The 17,193-nt window shown below is 62.1% G+C and carries 12 protein-coding genes; 1 reads left to right on the top strand and 11 read right to left on the bottom strand.

All coding sequences use genetic code 11. The features are described from left to right. Nucleotides 1-600 precede the first annotated feature (600 nt). The 10 genes from DQG19_RS10055 to DQG19_RS10100 all read right to left on the bottom strand — a co-directional run bounded on the left by DQG19_RS10055 (nt 601) and on the right by DQG19_RS10100 (nt 13,574). Entirely contained in the window at nt 601-3,210 is a 2,610-nt protein-coding gene (locus tag DQG19_RS10055) for a protein-disulfide reductase DsbD family protein (protein ID WP_198661711.1), read from the bottom strand. A 734-nt stretch (nt 3,211-3,944) separates the two neighbouring features. Next, entirely contained in the window at nt 3,945-4,649 is a 705-nt protein-coding gene (locus DQG19_RS10060; protein ID WP_116126133.1) for an SAM-dependent methyltransferase, read from the bottom strand. Between the two features lie 4 nt (nt 4,650-4,653). Continuing rightward, complete coding sequence (gene mqnC, locus DQG19_RS10065) at nt 4,654-5,796, bottom strand: cyclic dehypoxanthinyl futalosine synthase (protein ID WP_116126134.1); 1,143 nt, start codon at nt 5,794-5,796, stop codon at nt 4,654-4,656. A gap of 246 nt (nt 5,797-6,042) precedes the next feature. After that, nucleotides 6,043-6,774 (bottom strand): rhomboid family intramembrane serine protease, encoded by a 732-nt coding sequence (locus DQG19_RS10070; protein ID WP_116126135.1) that lies wholly within the window; start codon nt 6,772-6,774, stop codon nt 6,043-6,045. An 11-nt stretch (nt 6,775-6,785) separates the two neighbouring features. Continuing rightward, nucleotides 6,786-7,178 (bottom strand): 30S ribosome-binding factor RbfA, encoded by a 393-nt coding sequence (gene rbfA, locus DQG19_RS10075; RefSeq protein WP_116126136.1) that lies wholly within the window; start codon nt 7,176-7,178, stop codon nt 6,786-6,788. Nucleotides 7,179-7,314: 136 nt separating this feature from the next. Then, nucleotides 7,315-8,715 carry a c-type cytochrome gene (locus DQG19_RS10080; protein WP_116126137.1) on the bottom strand — a complete coding sequence of 467 codons (1,401 nt, stop codon included), beginning with the start codon at nt 8,713-8,715 and terminating at the stop codon, nt 7,315-7,317. 129 nt (nt 8,716-8,844) lie between these two features. Continuing rightward, entirely contained in the window at nt 8,845-9,291 is a 447-nt protein-coding gene (locus DQG19_RS10085; protein ID WP_157974433.1) for a hypothetical protein, read from the bottom strand. 170 nt (nt 9,292-9,461) lie between these two features. Beyond that, nucleotides 9,462-9,989: an energy transducer TonB gene (locus DQG19_RS10090; protein ID WP_116126139.1), complete on the bottom strand. Its 528-nt coding sequence runs from the start codon at nt 9,987-9,989 to the stop codon at nt 9,462-9,464. 311 nt (nt 9,990-10,300) lie between these two features. Next, nucleotides 10,301-12,103: a tetratricopeptide repeat protein gene (locus tag DQG19_RS10095; protein WP_232826479.1), complete on the bottom strand. Its 1,803-nt coding sequence runs from the start codon at nt 12,101-12,103 to the stop codon at nt 10,301-10,303. Nucleotides 12,104-12,224: 121 nt separating this feature from the next. Continuing rightward, nucleotides 12,225-13,574, bottom strand: a complete 1,350-nt coding sequence (locus tag DQG19_RS10100) for an aminopeptidase P family protein (RefSeq protein WP_232826480.1) — start codon at nt 13,572-13,574, stop codon at nt 12,225-12,227. A gap of 165 nt (nt 13,575-13,739) precedes the next feature. Here DQG19_RS10100 and DQG19_RS10105 point away from each other — a divergent pair, with 165 nt between their 5' ends. Beyond that, nucleotides 13,740-16,211: a ligase-associated DNA damage response DEXH box helicase gene (locus DQG19_RS10105; protein WP_232826481.1), complete on the top strand. Its 2,472-nt coding sequence runs from the start codon at nt 13,740-13,742 to the stop codon at nt 16,209-16,211. 407 nt (nt 16,212-16,618) lie between these two features. Here DQG19_RS10105 and DQG19_RS20850 read toward each other — a convergent pair whose 3' ends face one another. Continuing rightward, the gene (locus tag DQG19_RS20850) at nt 16,619-16,924 is read right to left on the bottom strand and encodes a hypothetical protein (RefSeq protein WP_157974434.1); all 306 of its coding nucleotides are present in this window, start codon (nt 16,922-16,924) and stop codon (nt 16,619-16,621) included. Nucleotides 16,925-17,193 lie beyond the last annotated feature (269 nt).

Consider the following 17,193-nt stretch of genomic DNA (forward strand, 5'->3'; position numbering starts at 1 on the left):
CGTGGGTTGAATCCAGAAAGCCCGTCAACTTGTCCACCCAGGCGATTAGGATGCCCTCCAGCCTTCTGTTTTGCAGGCCCGCAGGTACCTGCATCCAGAGATCGAAATCAAGTTGCCGATGTAGAGGCCGAGTGCCATACCGGTTCACCGCCCTACACCAACTGGATCAGGGGTCGGTTTTAGGTCCGTAAACCGCCTTGGTGATTACGCTTCTTTCCTTGCAGACCTGGTAGCGGATCGCGTCCGGGAAAAGAACGAATAACCGCTTTAGCCGGTCTTATCGTTGTCAGGCTACTCAATGGTACAGCGCTATGCCGCGCCGGGTTTTATGATTTGCTTCATCGCCGTCGGCCATGGGAGTGTCAGGTCAGCCGGCCCGCACCTCCAAAGACGGCGTGAGCAACGGCGTGAAGGCTTTGTTGTCGCCCGGCAACCGTTCGCCGCCTCACAGCTTCTTCGGTGCGTTGGCCCGACAGGTTTTCGTAGCAAACCCGTTGGTTTCCATTGTAACTGGCGTGCGTGACGCAACGGGTTGATTCTCCCGGTGACACCCCTTCCGCAGCAGTCCCGCTGCAAGTAAGGAAGGTATAGCTTGCCGGCCTATTTTCCCTGCAACTCTTCGAAGGTGTTCAGGCCGCAGCGCAGGAAGCGTTCGTAGTCCTCGGCATTAGGGGTATAGGCGACCGGCGGATTGAGGGTCTGTCCGTCCGGAGATACCAGTACGTAGTACGGCTGCGTGGCGTGCTGAAAAACGCTCTGCTGGAAGTAGTGCCACTTCTCCCCCACCTGGTCGATCGTGATGCTGCGGCCGGACCCGTCGAGGCGGCTGACCTCCTTCCATTGCTCGGCGGGCAGTTCCTTGCGGTCGTCCACGTAGAGGCTGATGAGTACGTAGTCTTCGGTCAGCAGATTGTTGATGCGGTCCTGACTCCAGACGTTTTCCTCCATTTTGCGACAGTTCACACAGGTGTATCCGGTAAAGTCGAGCATCACCGGTTTATTCACCTCCCGGGCGTAGGCGAGCCCCGCGTCGAGGTCCTTGAAGCAGGTAATGCCCTGCGGACAGTCACAGGGGTTCAGGTAACTATAGCATACCGGGGGGGCAATACCGCTCAGCAGGTTAAGCGACTGGTAGCTGCCGGTGTCTTCGTTCTTCGTGAAGCCGAAGGCGAGGTAGGCGGTAAACAGGACGCCGGCCACGGCCACAACGGCGGCTAAGGGGCCTACCTTACGCTTCTTGCTGTCGTGGGGAAAGCTGATCCACCCGAAGAGGTAGGCCGCGATACCCAGCGAGCAGAGCATCCAGATGATCAGGAAGGGCTCGATGCGCAACAGGTTCCAGTCGCCCACGAGGTCGGCGTTGCTCAGGAACTTAAAGGCCAGAGCCACCTCCACGAAGCCGAGCACCACCTTCACGCTGTTGAGCCAGCCGCCGGACTTGGGCATCTTGTTGAGCACTCCGGGGAAAGCAGCAAAGAGGGCGAAGGGCAGCCCGAGGGCTACTCCGAAGCCAGCCATACCGGCGGTCAGCGGCCAGGCCCCGTCGCTCACGGCCTCCACCAGGAGGCTGCCGAGGATAGGTCCCGTGCACGAGAAGCTGACCAGGGCCAGCGTAAGCGCCATGAAGAAGATGCCCAGCACGCCGCCGGTTCCTTCCGCTTCGCTGGCGCGATTGCTCCAGCTTTGCGGCAACGTCAGTTCGTAAAATCCGAAGAAGCTGCCGGCAAAGAACATGAAGACCGCGAAGAAGAGCAGGTTCAGCCACACGTTGCTGGCGATGCTGTTGAGGATCGAGGGGTCAATACCCGCGATCAGGTGAAAGGGTACGCTCAGCAGCACATAGATCAGGAAGATGAAGAAGCCGTACAGCGTAGCCTGCTTGACGCCGTCCGTACGGCTTTCCCCACTCTTGGTAAAGAAGCTAACCGTCAGCGGGATCATCGGGAAGATGCAGGGCATAAGCAGGGCGAAAAGTCCCCCCAGGACGCCAAGCCCGAAGATCGACCACAGGCTCTGTCCCTGGGTCACCGCCTCCCCGACGTTGCAGGCCGCCAGGGGCTCGGCGTTGAAGGTGTATGCCTGCGCGGTGGCGCCGACCTGCGGCCGGTCGTCGGCGGAAGCCAGCCCGGCCGCACCGCCGCCGATGCCGTCCACCGTAGCTAGGCTGGCGGCCGGGTCAAAGGTGAAGGGAACGTCCCGCGGCGGCAAGCACATTTCGTCGTTGCAGGTCTGAAAGGTGAGGTAACCCGAAATCCCGGTTCCCGGCTCCGCCCGCACTACCTGCGAGTAGGTGACGGTTCCGCCGTCTACCTTGGTGACTTCCGCCTCCCAGGTGGTATCGAACAGCTTGTGCAGGGTTGCGGAGGTTTCGGTGACCTCGCCGATGGGTGATACCCCCGTTTTCTCCTCCACGACCATCTCGGTGGGGATAGGGCCGATCTCGGGATCTATAGTCTGGCTGTACACCGTCCAGCCCTCCGCCAGGGTACCGACCATCGATAGCCGGTAGCGGCTCCCGTCGAGTTCCTCCACGCGGAGGGACCAGCTTACGGGCTCGTCCTGGGTCGGCAGGGGCAGTGCGGCGGTATAGGTGGCAAGCACTTCCTCGGCCGGCAGGTTGGCGACCTTTGGTGGTGCGGTTTCCTTGTCTACCTCGGTACCGTCCGTGACGGGCGCCGGGGCATCGACTGCCGGGGCGGGGCGGTCCGCGGCCGGCAAGGGGCGGTTCCCGTTGGCGCCCATGGCCCCATCGGTGGGTTGGGCAAGGGTGTAGGCAAACGGCTCCGTGGTCGGCGGCAGGCACTGGGTGTCGTCGCAGCACATGAATTCCACCTCTCCTTCGATGGGGGTGCCGTAATCGGTTACCCGCACGGTCTGTCGGAACACGGTGGCCTGATCGCTCAGGTACTTGATCACGTTGACGCCGAAGAGCTCGTCCATCCCCTCCTTCTTGTGGCCCGTTTCCTTGACCTCGCCGATGCGTTCGTAGTGGTCGCCTTCCTCCCAGTAGAAGGTGGTCGGCACAGGTCCGCCCGCATCGGTGAACTGGCTGTAGATCGACCAGCCTGGGTCCGCCGTTGCCGTGGCGATCAGTTCGAAGCGGTCACCGTCCAGGTGGCGCTGCTCGAAGGTCCACGAAATAGGACTGCCAAACTGGCCAAAGAGGCTCAGGGACAACAGGCTGAAGAGAAGGGTCAGGCGAAGCGCCATAGTAGTGGTTTTGCCGGAAGTTCCCGGAAGATACGGGTGATAACGTCGCCGCGGGCCGGCAGGTTATACGGCTTCGGGCCGGCGTAGGGCACGGGGGTGGATATGGCGTGAATTTTACGCGATTGGCGGGTTCACTGCCCGGGTTGAGGGCCTCCGGCCCGATCAAAGCACGGGGGGGGGGAGAAGAAAATTCAGGCCGCCATTTCGCGCGTCGGTTCAGATCCAAGAATAACATATGTCTTAATACTTGACCCCGTCACATGGCCTGATTCGGGCCGGAGGCCCTCTACCCGAAATACACGGGTTGAGGGCCTCCGGCCCGATCAAAGCATAGGGGGAGAAGAAAATTCAGGCCGCCGTTTCACGCCTTGGTTCAGGTCCAGGATCAGCATATGTCTTCTTGCCTGACCCCGTCACATGGCCTGATTCGGGCCGGAGGCCCTCTACCCGAAATACACGGGTTGAGGGCCTCCGGCCCGATCAAAATACACCAGGTGAAAATATATGCCGTCCTCTCGCCGGCTCATTCAGACTCAGGATCAGCATATGTCTTATTGCCTGACCCCGTCACATGGCCTGATTCGGGCCGGAGGCCCTCTACCCATGTCCAGCCCGGTACATTCGTGAAGTGCAGCGAGCGGTGACGCTCCACGGGGTTCAATCGGGCCGGAGGCCCCCAACCCGGGACGAGCCATGCATACGTCGGACCCGGAGTCCTTCGGCCCGACCAGGATTTAGGCCAGCAGCAGGAACATGGCCGGCCGCTTGTGCAACACCGCACCCGCGTCCCCGCCCCACTCCCCGATCGGTGCGGTGCGAACCCACTCCAATTCGGTGGTCAGATCTACGGCCACGCAGAAGAGGGTCGAAGGTGCCAGGCTCTCTACCGCCACCTCGACCGACGCCTGGTTGCGGTAGGGCGCCTCGATCCAGAGCTGGGTCTGCCGGAGGCGCCGGCTGTCGGCCTCGAGGCGGCGCAGGTCCTTGGCCAACTGGTTTCGCTTGGGGCTGAGGTAGCCGTGAAAGGTGAAGGACTGTCCGTTCATCCCCGACGCCATCAGACTCAGCAAAATCGCGGAGGGGCCGACGAGGGGTACCACGCTGAGCCCGTGGCCGTGGGCCTGCCGTACCAGGCGGGCTCCGGGATCCGCCACGCCCGGCGCGCCGGCGTCGGAGAGCAAGCCCACGTCCTCGCCCGCGAGCAGGGGGGCCAGCAGGACGGGCAACTCCTCGTCGCGGGTATGCTTATTGAGTTCGTAGTAGGTGCATTCCTGGAGGCGGTGGTCCAGTTCCACCTCCTTGAGGAAGGCGCGGGCCACCTTGCCGGTCTCTACAATGAAGTGGCGCAGCGGGCGCACCGTCCGCAGGGTCCGTTCCGGAATCGTATCGATGGCCCCCGGACCGAGGGTCGAGGGAATGAGGTAAAGCGTACCGGGCATGGCGCTAATCTACGATCAGCTCTGCGCCGTCGAGCTGTTGCTGCCGTACGTTGGCGGGCAGCTCGCGGTAATTGTACTGCTGATCGCGCAGCTGCGGCCGGAAACCGGCTTCCCGGATCGCATCCTGGATACCGTCGGCCGTGAAGCGCCAGCGGGCCCCCGCGGCGCTCACCACGTTCTCCTCGATCATGATGGAGCCGAAGTCGTTGGCACCGGCGTGCAGACAGATCTGCGCCACCTGCTTGCCCACCGTCAGCCAGCTGGCCTGGATGTTGGTCACGTTGGGCAGCATGATGCGGCTCAGGGCGATCATGCGCACGTACTCGTCACCGGTGACGGTATTGCGGGCGCGCTTGATTTTCTTCAGGATGGTATCCTCGTCCTGGAACGGCCAGGGAATGAAGGCCAGGAAGCCCTTGGCGTCGGCGGGCTTTTCGTCCTGCACCTGCCGCATGCGGACCAGGTGGTCCATCCGCTCCCAGTTAGTTTCGATGTGGCCGAACATCATGGTCGCCGAGGTGGTGATGTTGAGCTGGTGGGCGGCGCGCATCACGTCGAGCCACTCCTCGCCGCCGCATTTCCCCTTGGAGATGAGGCGGCGTACGCGGTCGCTGAGGATTTCCGCGCCGGCACCCGGCAGGCTGTCGAGGCCGGCGGCATGCAGTTCCTTCAGTACGTCGTAGTGGCTCATGCCCTCCAGCTTGGCCACGTGGGCTATCTCGGGGGGGCCGAGGGCGTGCAGCTTGAGCCGGGGGTAGAGTTGCTTGAGCTCACTGAAGAGGTCGCAGTAAAACTTCAGGCCCAGGTCCGGGTGGTGGCCACCCTGCAGCAGCAGCTGCTCGCCCCCGAATTCGAAGGTCTCCTCGATCTTTTTCTTGTACTCCTCGATGCTGGTGATGTAGCTCTCCTCGTGCCCGGGCCGACGGTAGAAGTTGCAAAACTTGCAGTTGGCGATACAGACGTTGGTGGTATTGGAGTTGCGGTCGATGATCCAGGTCACGGTCCGCTCCGGCACCGACTCGAAGCGCAGCCGGTCGGCCACGTACATAAGTTCGGTGGTCGCGGCGTTCTCGAGCAGCCATACGCCTTCCTCGGCGGTGAGCCATTCGCGATTCAGTCCCTTCTGCAGCAGTTCGGCGGTGTTCATACCTGGGAAACGGGTGAGGATTGGGGTAGTTGTTGGGGGAGTTTCAGTTTTTTGTGAAAGTTTGGGGCACAGCGGGCCGGTACGCGTTGCGGCGGCGGGGCGCGAGTGCGGGGCTGTTTCGGGTGGGCTAGGTTCCTTGGCGGCTTTCCGTGCTCGCTATAAAGCGATTGCTTTCTTTGTGCGCCGGTCTGTCTCCCTCGCTGCCGGAGGCAGCCTTGTGCTATCGCTGCCGGAGGCAGCATCCTACTACCGCTCCAGGCGTTCCCGCTCGCTGAGCTGTTTGAGTTTTCCCCAGAAGGCTTCGTTGTCGCGTTCTTTCTTGGTTTTCGCGAAGGCGTCGGCGTCGAGGAAGGGCTCCTTCGCTCGCTGCTGCTGCTTTTTTGCCGCTTTCTTCCGCCGGGCTTTCACCTCGTGCTCCTCCAGTTCGCCCCGGTAGGCGTAGGCACCGAAGATCCCCATCACAAGACCGAGCAGGTGACTTTCCCAGCTTACGCCCTGCTCGCCGGGTAGGATGCCGACCACGATGCCGCCGTAGTAGAACAAGACAATCAGGGACACCACTACGGCACGGAAGTCGCGCCGGAAAAAGCCGCTGAAGGCCAGAAAGGAGGCCAGGGCGTACACTACCCCACTGGCCCCGATGTGGGTAGCCTGCCGGGCCAGTATCCACACCAGTACGCCGGTGCCCAGCCAAAGGGAGGCGAGCACCCGCGGCCACAGCCGGGGATAGAAGAATACCAGCAGACCGGTAAGGGATACAAAGGGGACGGTGTTACTCAGCAGATGCCCCCAGCTGGCGTGCAGAAAGGGAGCGGTTATGATGCCCGGCAGGCCGGCCAACTCCCGCGTGTGCAGTCCGTAGTACGCGCTCAGCAGTCCCCCCGTGAGGTAATAATCAACGATGAAGACCACGTACATGATCGCCAGCAGCCCCAGTGGCCACTTGATGACGTTCCCGAAGTTGCGCTTGCTGAGCATGACGGTAGCGGTTATTCGTCTTTGGCCGACTGTTGCCCCTCGGGCATCTGGTCCTCGGCGTAGAGTTTGTCGAAGATGTTGTCCACCTTGTTCATCTCGTCGAGCGTCTCGTCAATGAAGTAGGAAAGCTCCGGCAGCCGGCGCAGGTGGCGCTTCAGGCGGTGGGCCAGGGCACTCTTCAGGCGGATATGTTCCTCGTCCATCTGCAAGATGACGGCCTGCTTGTTCTCGGTATTCCAGATGCTCAGGTACACCTTGCCCACGCTAAGGTCGGGGCTCACCTGCACGTCCATCACCGTTACCAGGGGCTGGGTACCGTAGATGTATGACCCTTCCTGCTGGAGTACGATGCTGAAGTTGCGCTTGATCATTTCGGCGACCTGCCGTTGTCTTTTCGATTCCATGGTGAGGGAGCTTTTATTTGGTCTTTTTGCAACGTGCTCGCCTGAAGGTAAGTTGCAGCTGGTTGCTGGTTGGCTGGTTACTAGTTGCTGGTTGCTATGCATCAGAGGCGCGGGCAGCCAGCACCTAGCACCCAGTTCACAACGTCTTAAGATACTCCACCACCGCCCAGCGCTCTTCCTCGCTGAGCTTATCGCCGAACGTATGGCCGCCGTTGCCGTATCCGGGTACCGTGGTGTCGAAGGTCCACTTGGCGTTTTTCGGTTCCGGGTCGTACTGCCAGCCCAGCTTTTCGTGGTCGTAGCTGGTGGATTTGCCGTCACGGGTCCAGCGCGTGGGGCGGGCGTCGGACTTGAGCAGCTCGTACACCGTGGGTACGGAACCGTTGTGCAGGTAGGGTGCCGAAGCCCAGATGCCGTCGAGGGGCGGGGCCACGTAGCCGTACGACGGAGAGAAGGACGACTGCGGCTCACTCGTGGCGAACCAGCTGCTGTTGTACCAGTCGACGATCGCCGATTGCTGGATGTAGTCGGCGTAGAGGGGGTCGGTCTTCACCACCTTCACGTTGACCACCTTGTTGGGGTAGGTCTCCTCCGTACCATACGTGCCGTGGCAACCGGAGCACTTGTCGTTGAAAATTGCCTCCCCCTCGCGGGCCAGCGGCGCGTCGATCGCGCCCGGGTAGGCCGGCGGCTCCAGTTGGGCGAGAAAGGCGTACACGTCGCGGAAGGCGATCTCGGACTTGCGGGTCTGGCTGCTGTCGGGTATGCCGAGGACGCTCGCCTGCAGCAGCAACTTGGACATGGCGCCCCGGCCGGTGCCCGTGTAGTAGAGAGCATTCTTCTTACCGACGTGCCAGAGCGGCGGGGTATCGGTACCGATGTTGTACTCCCACATGTCAAACTCCGGCTCCTCCACGTAGGTGAGGTCCTCGGGGTTGCGGTGCATCATGCAGGCCTCGGCCAGGCGGAAGGCGGGATTGGCACCGGGCTGGTTGAGCTTGACGGTGGGGGCCATCTTCTTGAAGTACTTCCCGAAATCCTCGAAGGCCACCGTTTCCGGGTCGTCGCGCTTGTACTTCAGGCTCATACCCATCCGCATCACGGCACCCATGGGTACCATACTCTTTTCCCACTCGGCAAAGCTGTTGCCCAGTCCCAGCACCAGCTGACCGTCCACCTTGCCGGCGTGGCAGGTGAAGCAGTTGCCGTTGACCGTCTCGGTGCCGTTCGGGGCAATGAAGGCCGTCATATAATAGGGGATGCCTTCGTTGAGCGCGTTGCGGGGGTAGAGACTGTCTAGGTCCATCTTCGCCGACTGTTTCCGCATGATCTCCAGAGGGATACCGCTGCCGATGTAGTCGCCGTGGATGAGGTAGTCGAGTCCCGCCACCGGATCACCATCCTGCGGTTGCGGACTGGGCGGGATCACCTTCGTCTTCCAGCTGTCCGCATCGTCCGGTACCGTGCCGGTGAGGGGCTGGTAGGTGTTGCAGGCCACGAGGAGGGCCAGGGTAAGAAAGACGAATAGTTTACGCACGGAAAGTTGGGGAATGGATGCTCCTTCATAACACCACCCCGCCGGTATCGTTGCGGACGATGCCCCCCGACGAAGGTCGCCACGCCTACATAACTCCCCGGGGCCTTCCCCGCACCCGCGCGCCGCCGCCTAGTGGCCGCAGGCAGCCCTGTGGAAGCGAAAGGTCAGCTTTACCGGCATAGCGGTCGGCCGGCCCGCAACGGTGCCCGGCGTCCAGCGGACGTCGCCCTCCTGCAAGACGCGGACCACGCGCAGCGCTTCCTCGCTATTGCGGGGATCGGCATCCTGCCGGATACGGGCGTTGACCAATTTTCCACTGGCGAGTACCGTAGCATTGACCATCAGGACTTCGGCCGGCGAACCCGTGGGGTCCTGCTGTTGCTGTCGGATAAAGGCGTTGAGCGCCCGGAAGCTGCAGACCATCCGCTGCTCGTAGTCGGGAACGTCCTCACAACCCGGATACACCGGAAGCGTGCGCCGCTCGGGCCCCGGCACCCGCAAGCGCGGTACCGTGGGCAACCGGAACCTACCGGTAAGCTGTTGTCCGCTTCCGGGACCGCAGACGGATACCGCCAACTTTGCCGAGTCTGAAGCTTCGGTAGGGGCTATACAATCCTGCCTCCCCACCGTTCCGGCAGCGGCAAACAGTACGGTAAACAGGATACCGAGCCTGAAATAGCGGGACGTGAGACCGAGCGTGCGCATACCTTTCTACCATTTGCTAGTAGTGTAAGGTACGACACTTCCTACTCCAATTTGAACTGGATGGGAAGCATGAAGTCCTGCGCGACCGGCTTTCCGTCGGCGCGGGCGGGCTCCCACCTGTTGTGGTACCTCAGCATTTGACGCACCACCTTGAGGCCGGCCTCACCGAGGGCGGGGTGCGGACTGCGGACCACTACGGGCAGGCCGGTATTCCCGAGGGCATCTATTGGAAAGCGGACCACTACCATCCCGGTAGCGTTATCGTCCTTGGCCTCCTTCGGGTAGCGGATGTGCTTGTAGATATACTGCAGCATGGCCTTGTCCGAGCACTCCCTTCGGTCATTGAAGTCCGGCAACTCTCCACAGGCGGGGAACAACGGCCGGGTACTTTCCTTCGCGGCCGGCGCCGGGAAGCAGGAGGTAGGTACGGTGGAAGTGCTGATCTGTGCCTGAAGTTCTTCGCGGGCAGCGTCCGGAGCCGTACGGAATCCCCAGGCGAGCAGGGTGAGCGCGGCGGAAAGGCCAAGCCCGATGAGGAAAAAGCGGGAAGTTAGTCCTAGGGTACGCATTGGGCCGGGTATTTGACTAAAGATAACGGATTTAGGGCGGGGACGCCAATTGGATGCGGGGGGAATGGCTTTTAGTGGAGGGAATAGAAGGTTTTTTCGTTGGAGGTGCAAACGATCCCGCGCAGGTCGGGAGGGGTATGGGGCTGTGGCGGAGTAGGTTTCTCACAAATTGCCTGCTGCGCTTCGCTGTGGTACGGATGGACATGGCGCGGCCGGAGGCCGCATTGTACTGGCGCTGCCGGAGGCAGCTTCGTACTTGCGCTGCGGACCAGCCAGCAACGCAATAACTCACCCACCTAGCAAGCCAGCAACTACTGCACCGTATCCCCCCGCAGCTCCCGGTACTTCTTGCGGGCCTCCACGGCCAGAATGCTGTTGCTGTAGTCGATGAAGAGGGTTTCGTAGAGTTCCTGGGCCCGCTCCCGGTCACCGAGCTGGTTCTCGTAGAGGCCGGCCAGGGCGAAAAGGGCGTTGTCGAGGCGGATACTTTTGGGGTAGGTGTCGACCACCTGCTGGTACTGGGCGGCGGCTTCGGGGTAGCGGCGCAGCTTCTGGTAGATGCGGCCGCGCAGGTACACGACGTCGTCTTCCAGGTCGTGGCCGGGGAAGTCGCGCAGCAGTCCGTCGAGGGTGGCGAAGGCCTCATCGTACTTGTTCTGGAACATAAGCAGCTCGGCGTCGGCGTAAGTCTGCAGGGCGGTGGCGCTGGTATCCAGGCCGAGGTTATCCATGATGAACACCGACAGGTCCAGGGCATCGTTGGCGATCAGGCGCGAGGTGGAGGCCTTCAGGACGTCGAACTGCGACTGCGCCCACTCGAAGTCGCCGCGAAAGTAGCTCAGCCGCGCGTTGCGGAAGCGTGCCTCGTGGCCCAGCAGGTCTTCCTTGAACTGCTTGTCTACCTGGCTGTAGAGCAGGGTGGACTCCCACACTTCCCCCTGCATGAGGTAGTAGTCGGCCAGCGCCAGCTTGGCTTCGGCCCGGACGGTTTCGTTCACGCCGTTGAGCTCGACGATACGCTGCAGGATGCCCGTCGCTTTGTCCAAATCGTTGAGGTACAGGGCCTCCAGCTCGGCGAGCTGGGTGGCGATGCGGGCGCTGGCGGGGTTGTTGCCGAACTGGCCCAGGAATTCCTCGTAGGCGGCTTCCAGGATGCGCAGGTCGTTTTCCGTGTAGTCGTAGCCGTCGGTGATGGCGCGGCGGCGGGTCAGCAGGCCCTCCCGCTTGGCGTCCAGGTAGAAGGGCGAGCCCTCCGGCTTATTTTCGGTGATGTAGTCGAAGGCGCCGATGGCCGTCTCGTAGTCCCGGGCGTTGGCGGCCAGCCGGCCGAGGTCGAGCACGCGGTCGCCGTTCTCGCCGAGTTTGCGGTCCAGGGCGCGCACCTGACGGAGGGCCGATTTATAGTCCTTGCGCTGGATGGCCACCCAGGCCAGCATCTCGGGGTAGAGCGGGTTGTCCTTCTTGTCAGCCTGGATGCGGGCGTACAGTTGCTTCTGGGCCTCCAGCAGGCCCTCGGCGTCGAGGTAGCGCTGGAAGTAGGTCTGCACGTTGCGCGCCCGCCTCGGATCCTGCACCAGGGCGTCCAGGTAATTGCTGACCATGGGTTCGGTGTCGCCCTTGCGGCGGTAGAGGTCGCCGAGGTTGAAGCTGAAGGCGCCGTCTTCCTTCAGCAGTTCGGTACCGCGCTCGTAGGCGCGGATGGCGTAGTCATACTTGGTCAGGATGAGGAAGGCATTGGCCAACTGGGTGATTTGCAGCTTGTCGCCCCGCAGCGCGTCGATCGCCGCGTCGTACTGCTTCTTGGCCTTGTCGTCCTCCATCCGCTGCTCGAGCAGCTGTCCGTAGCGGACGTGCAGCGTCAGGTCCTCGGGGGTCCGCTTGAGTTGCTTCTTGATGGACGACTCCGCCTCGTCGTACCGCCGCAGGTTCATGAGGCTGCTGACGTAGCGCTCGAAGTAGAAGGGGTTGTAGTTCTGCTCGGCCAGTGCCCGGTACAGCTCGGCCGACTTTTCATACTCGCCGTCCATATAGTACTGCTGGGCCAACTGGTTGGACTGGGCGGACAGCAGACAGGGGGCAAGGCCCAGCAGGCAGAGGAGAAGGAGGGTAGGCATAGCTTTCGGGGTTCGACTCCCAATCTAACGCGAAGGCTCCGGATTAGGTGCAGCTTGCCCCGCATTTCGGGCGCGGACGCGGGTGCAAGGCCAACTGGCCGACAAGCCAGCCCCCCGGCTCCTACCCCAGGACCCTGGCACCCGCGGCCCCGACCACTACGTCATCCTCCAGCCGGATGCCGCCGAAGTCGCGGTAAGCCGCCAGGGCGTCGTAGTTGATGAAGTCCGTGTGCTTTCCCCCCTCGCGCCAGCGGTCGGTGAGGAAGGGGATGAAGTAGATGCCTGGCTCCACGGTTACGACCATATTCTCGCGCAGGCGGCGGCCCAGGCGGAGGTTGCGGGTACCGAACAGCGTACTGCGCCGGAACTCGTCGTCGTAGCCGACCACGTCCTCGCCTAAGTCTTCCATGTCGTGCACATCGAGCCCGATTAGGTGTCCCAGTCCGTGGGGGTAGAAGAGGGCGTGGGCGCCGGCCTCCACGGCGGCGGCGGGGTCGCCCTTCATCAGTCCGAGCTCCTTCAGGCCGGCGGCAATGGTACGGGCGGAGGCGTCGTGGATCTCGCGGTAGGGCTTGCCCGGGGCGAGGGCGGCGATGGCCTCGGTTTTGGCGCGGTCGACGATGTCGTAGACGGCCCGCTGCTTGTCGGTGAGCTCACCGCTCACGGGGAAGGTGCGGGTGATGTCGCCCGCGTAGCCGGAGGGGGATTCGGCGCCAGCATCGATGAGGAGCAGGTCGCCGTCGCGGAGGGTGTTACTGTGGTGGTGGTTGTGCAGGATGTGGCCGTCACGGCTCACGATGGCCGGATACGCTAGGCGGCCGCCGGCGCTGATGGCGAGCCCCTCGATGAGCCCGGCCACTTCGGCTTCGGTCATGCCGGCCTGCAGGTTGCGGTGGGCGGCCTCGTGCATTTGCAGACTGGTGCGGACGGCGGCATTCATCTCGGCGATCTCCTCCTCACTCTTCACGGCCCGCAGCTCGACCACCGCCCGAATGAGGGCTTTGCTGGGGGAACGGTCGGTACCGAACCAAGCACGAAGTTGGCGGCGGCGTTCCTCGCGGTAGGGCGGTAAAAAGTGTACGGTCGTGGCGCGGGACAGCGCCGGCTCGAGCTGATCCAGCCGGCCGCCGTGGCGGGCGCCGATCCGCTCGGCCAGCTCCTTCACGAGGGGCTGCTCGCCCATCCAGACGATATCGTCGAGGGTGGGATCGTCGCCGTAGAGATAGCTCTCGCCGCTTTTCGCATCAACGGTCAGTACCAGGTCGGGCCGGTTGTGGCCGGCGAAGTAACGGAAGTTGCTGTCCTGCTTGAAGGGGTAGGTATTGCCGGTGTAGTTCATGGCGGCCTCGCCGTTGCCGGGCAGGAGAATGAGGCCTTCGGTGATGGCTTCGGCTAGTTTTTGGCGGCGGTCGGTGTAGGTCTGGGCGGAGAACATGTTATTGCTTTGGTGGTGCAAGGTAAGGTTCGGCATGGGGCTTGGGTTGAGGGCCTCCGGCCTGATGTTTTAGGGTTCACCACAAAACACGGGTTGAGGACCTCCGGTCCGATGCTTCAGCCGAAGCCTGCAGAATCCAAATCGCACCGTAGGTGCTCAACCCGGGCAGAACCCCCCACCCCACTCCACCGTTCCACTCCCGTGTCCGCCCCCCTCACCCAACAAGACCTACTCCGCCGCGGCGACGCCTGGTTCACCGACCGCGGCTGGACGGCCTTCCCCTTCCAGCAGGAAGCCTGGGCTGCCTACCTCGCCGGCAAGAGCGGACTCGTCAACGCACCCACGGGCAGCGGCAAGACGTACTCCCTCATCATGCCCATCCTGCTGGAGTTCCTGGCGGAGCACCCCGATGATCCCGGCAAGGCCAACAACGGGCTGCGCGCCGTGTGGCTCACCCCCATCCGGGCGCTGACGCGGGAGATCCAGTCGGCGGCCGAGCGGGCCATCGAGGACCTGGGCATGAAGTGGCGGGTGGGCATCCGCTCCGGTGACACCAGCAGTTCCGACCGGACCAAGCAGCGCAGCAAGCCGCCCGAGATCCTCATCACCACCCCCGAGAGTCTGCACCTCCTGATGGCCAGCAAGGGCTACGAAAAGTTCTTCGGTGACCTGCGTGTGGTGGTGGCCGACGAGTGGCACGAGCTGCTCGGCACCAAGCGCGGCGTATTGGTGGAACTGGCCCTGAGCCGGCTGCGGGGCCTGCGCGGCGACGCCTTCCGCACCTGGGGTATCTCGGCCACCATCGGTAATATGGAGGAGGCGCTGGACGTGCTCGTTCCGGAGCAGTTCGCCAGCGGCCGCACCATCGTCCGGGCCCGCCACGCCAAGCAGATCGAGATGATCACCGTGCTGCCCGACGAGATCGAGACCTTCCCCTGGGCCGGCCACCTCGGCATCAAACTGCTGGAAAAGGTGATCCCGATCATCTACTCCTCCGGCTCCACGCTCATCTTCACCAACACCCGCAGCCAGTGCGAGATCTGGTACCAGCGGCTGCTCGACGCCGATCCCGACCTGTCCGGCGCCATCGCCATGCACCACGGCAGCATCAGCCGCGAACTGCGCGACTGGGTAGAGGACGCCCTCCACGAGGGCACGCTGAAGGCGGTGGTGTGTACCTCCAGTTTAGACCTGGGCGTGGACTTCCGCCCCGTGGAGACCATCGTCCAGATCGGCAGCCCCAAGGGCGTGGCCCGCTTCCTGCAGCGGGCGGGGCGCAGCGGCCACCAGCCGGGCGCCACCTCGACCATCCACTTCGTGCCTACGCACAGCATGGAACTACTGGAGGCGTCGGCGCTGCGCAGGTGCATGGAGGGCGGGATCATCGAAAGTCGCATCCCGTATATCCGCAGCTTCGACGTGCTGGTGCAGTACCTGGTAACCCTGGCGGTGAGCGGGGGCTTCCGGCGCAACGAGATCCTGCGCGAGGTACGCGGCACCTACTGCTACGCCTCGATCACCGACGAGGAGTTTGCCTGGTGCCTCGACTTCATCACTACAGGGGGCAACAGCCTGGGGGCCTACGATGAATACCACAAGGTCATCCGCAACGACGATGGCGTCTACACGGTCGAGAGCAAGCGCGTCGCCACCATGCACCGCATGAGCATCGGTGCCATCGTGAGCGAGACGACCCTTACGATCAAGTACCTGAGCGGCGGCTACGTCGGCAGCATCGAGGAATACTTCATCTCCAGCCTGAAGCCGGGCGATACCTTCTGGTTCGCGGGGCGCAGCCTGAAGTTCGTCAAGGTCAAGGGCAACGACGCCCTGGTCAAGCGCAGCAACGCCAAGAAGGGTAAGGTGCCGAGCTGGCGCGGCGGACGGATGCAGTTGTCCAGCCAGCTGAGCGAGTTTCTCCGCCTGGCGATGGGCGAGATGAAGCGGGAGGATTACCACGATCCCGAGCTGCTAAAACTGGCCCCGCTGCGCGATATCCAGGTACAACGCAGCGCCGTCCCCTCCCCCGGTGAGCTACTGATCGAGTACTTCCACGACCGCGAGGGCTGGCACTTGCTTGTTTACCCCTGCGAAGGCCGCGGCATCCACGAGGGGCTGGCCTCGCTGATCGCCTACCGCATCGCGCAGTTCGCCCCCCTCACCTTCACCATCGCCATGAACGACTACGGCTTCGAGCTCCTGAGCGATCAGCCGATCCCCATCGAGGAGGCCCTGGGCAGCGACCTCTTCAACGTCGCCGAACTCAACCACGACCTCAACGCCGGCATCAACGCCACCGAGATGGCCCGCCGGCGCTTCCGGGACATTGCCGCCATCGCGGGGCTCATCTTCAAGGGCTACCCTGGCAAGCACAAGAAGGAAAAACACCTGCAGAGCGGCTCCCAGCTGTTCTTCGACGTCTTCAGCGACTACGAGCCCACCAATCTCCTCCTCCAGCAGGCCTACGACGAGATCATGACCTTCCAGCTGCAGGAGGCCCGCCTGCGTGCCGCCCTGGACCGCATTAACGCCCAGACCATCTTATTCATGACGCCCGCCAAGGCCACCCCCTTCTCCTTCGCCCTCATCGTGGACCGGCTGCGGGAGCGCATCTCCTCGGAGAAACTGGAGGACCGGATCAAGCGGATGCGCTTGGCGCTCGTCAGGGACTAGATTGGTGCGTGGTTGAATTGGTGCATTACTGCGTTGCCCGCAGGACCACCCGCCGGCAGCGGTCATCCGATGCGAGCTAACGGTAGGAGGCCTCATCGGAGGAGTGTATAGGTTGGGGCGGCGGCGCGCAGGTGCCGGGTTTTTTTCAAGGTACAGTGCATCTCCGGCTGGCTTACTTTTTAATTTGGGCCCTTAAATTAGAAAGTCGGGACTGAGTTTCTACGTGCGTATAAACTCGGAAGCCAAATTCTATTTAGGCGGCCTAAAATATAAAGTTGATGAATTGAACTATGTAATGCCCCCTTTGGTAAGCCACTTTTGGTGCAGACACGGTCAACACGCAGCTCAGGCCATACATAGTCAGGCTTACATTCTTATAAGGCTTATACCTAAGTGCTTGCTGACGATCAAATCAAAGTATAGCCACCATCCGATTGGCGATCAGCGGGGGGGTATATGTCTACCGCACGGTAAGCAACCAACCCAAAGCCGAGTTCTTCTGCTTTTCTAACCACCATATCAGCGATAACACGGTAAGTGGATTCACAGCACTCGACAATCTGCCCCTTGGTTAGGCATTCCCCACTATTAGGATCCCCAAATTCCTCAAAAATTACCTGAATTTCCAACCAAGAGAGCTTTCTTCTTTTCTTCCAATCACTGTAGCTTATTTTTTTGCTTAAGTATTGTATCCATTTTCTAAACGTGGGCATGGATACTCTATACCACCGTGCTACTTCCTGCTTTGCATAGCAGGCTACAGTAATTAGGCATAGAAAAACGCATATAAATAGGAACATGGCTTGATAGTTTGAAAACCGGCGCCCCTTCTTAATGAACGGGACGCCAGAAATTCACTTGTCGTCAGGTGTCTGCGAAACATTATCGCGGCCTTTACCGGACTTTTTCCCGTGTTTTTTACTGGGTAATCCAGCAGACTTATCGCCTTTGGTTTTATCAGACTTTGGCGTAGCGAAAGTAA

This window comes from Lewinella sp. IMCC34183 (assembly GCF_003390915.1).
Lineage (GTDB): Bacteria > Bacteroidota > Bacteroidia > Chitinophagales > Saprospiraceae > Neolewinella.

What these genes read in the sequence shown, in the direction of transcription:
- DQG19_RS10055 (WP_198661711.1), bottom strand. Translation starts at nt 3,210, where the DNA reads ATGGCGCTTCGCCTGACCCTTCTCTTCAGCCTGTTGTCCCTGAGCCTC.
- DQG19_RS10060 (WP_116126133.1), bottom strand. Translation starts at nt 4,649, where the DNA reads ATGCCCGGTACGCTTTACCTCATTCCCTCGACCCTCGGTCCGGGGGCC.
- mqnC (WP_116126134.1), bottom strand. Translation starts at nt 5,796, where the DNA reads ATGAACACCGCCGAACTGCTGCAGAAGGGACTGAATCGCGAATGGCTC.
- DQG19_RS10070 (WP_116126135.1), bottom strand. Translation starts at nt 6,774, where the DNA reads ATGCTCAGCAAGCGCAACTTCGGGAACGTCATCAAGTGGCCACTGGGG.
- rbfA (WP_116126136.1), bottom strand. Translation starts at nt 7,178, where the DNA reads ATGGAATCGAAAAGACAACGGCAGGTCGCCGAAATGATCAAGCGCAAC.
- DQG19_RS10090 (WP_116126139.1), bottom strand. Translation starts at nt 9,989, where the DNA reads ATGCGTACCCTAGGACTAACTTCCCGCTTTTTCCTCATCGGGCTTGGC.
- DQG19_RS10095 (WP_232826479.1), bottom strand. Translation starts at nt 12,103, where the DNA reads ATGCCTACCCTCCTTCTCCTCTGCCTGCTGGGCCTTGCCCCCTGTCTG.
- DQG19_RS10100 (WP_232826480.1), bottom strand. Translation starts at nt 13,574, where the DNA reads ATGCCGAACCTTACCTTGCACCACCAAAGCAATAACATGTTCTCCGCC.
- DQG19_RS20850 (WP_157974434.1), bottom strand. Translation starts at nt 16,924, where the DNA reads ATGCCCACGTTTAGAAAATGGATACAATACTTAAGCAAAAAAATAAGC.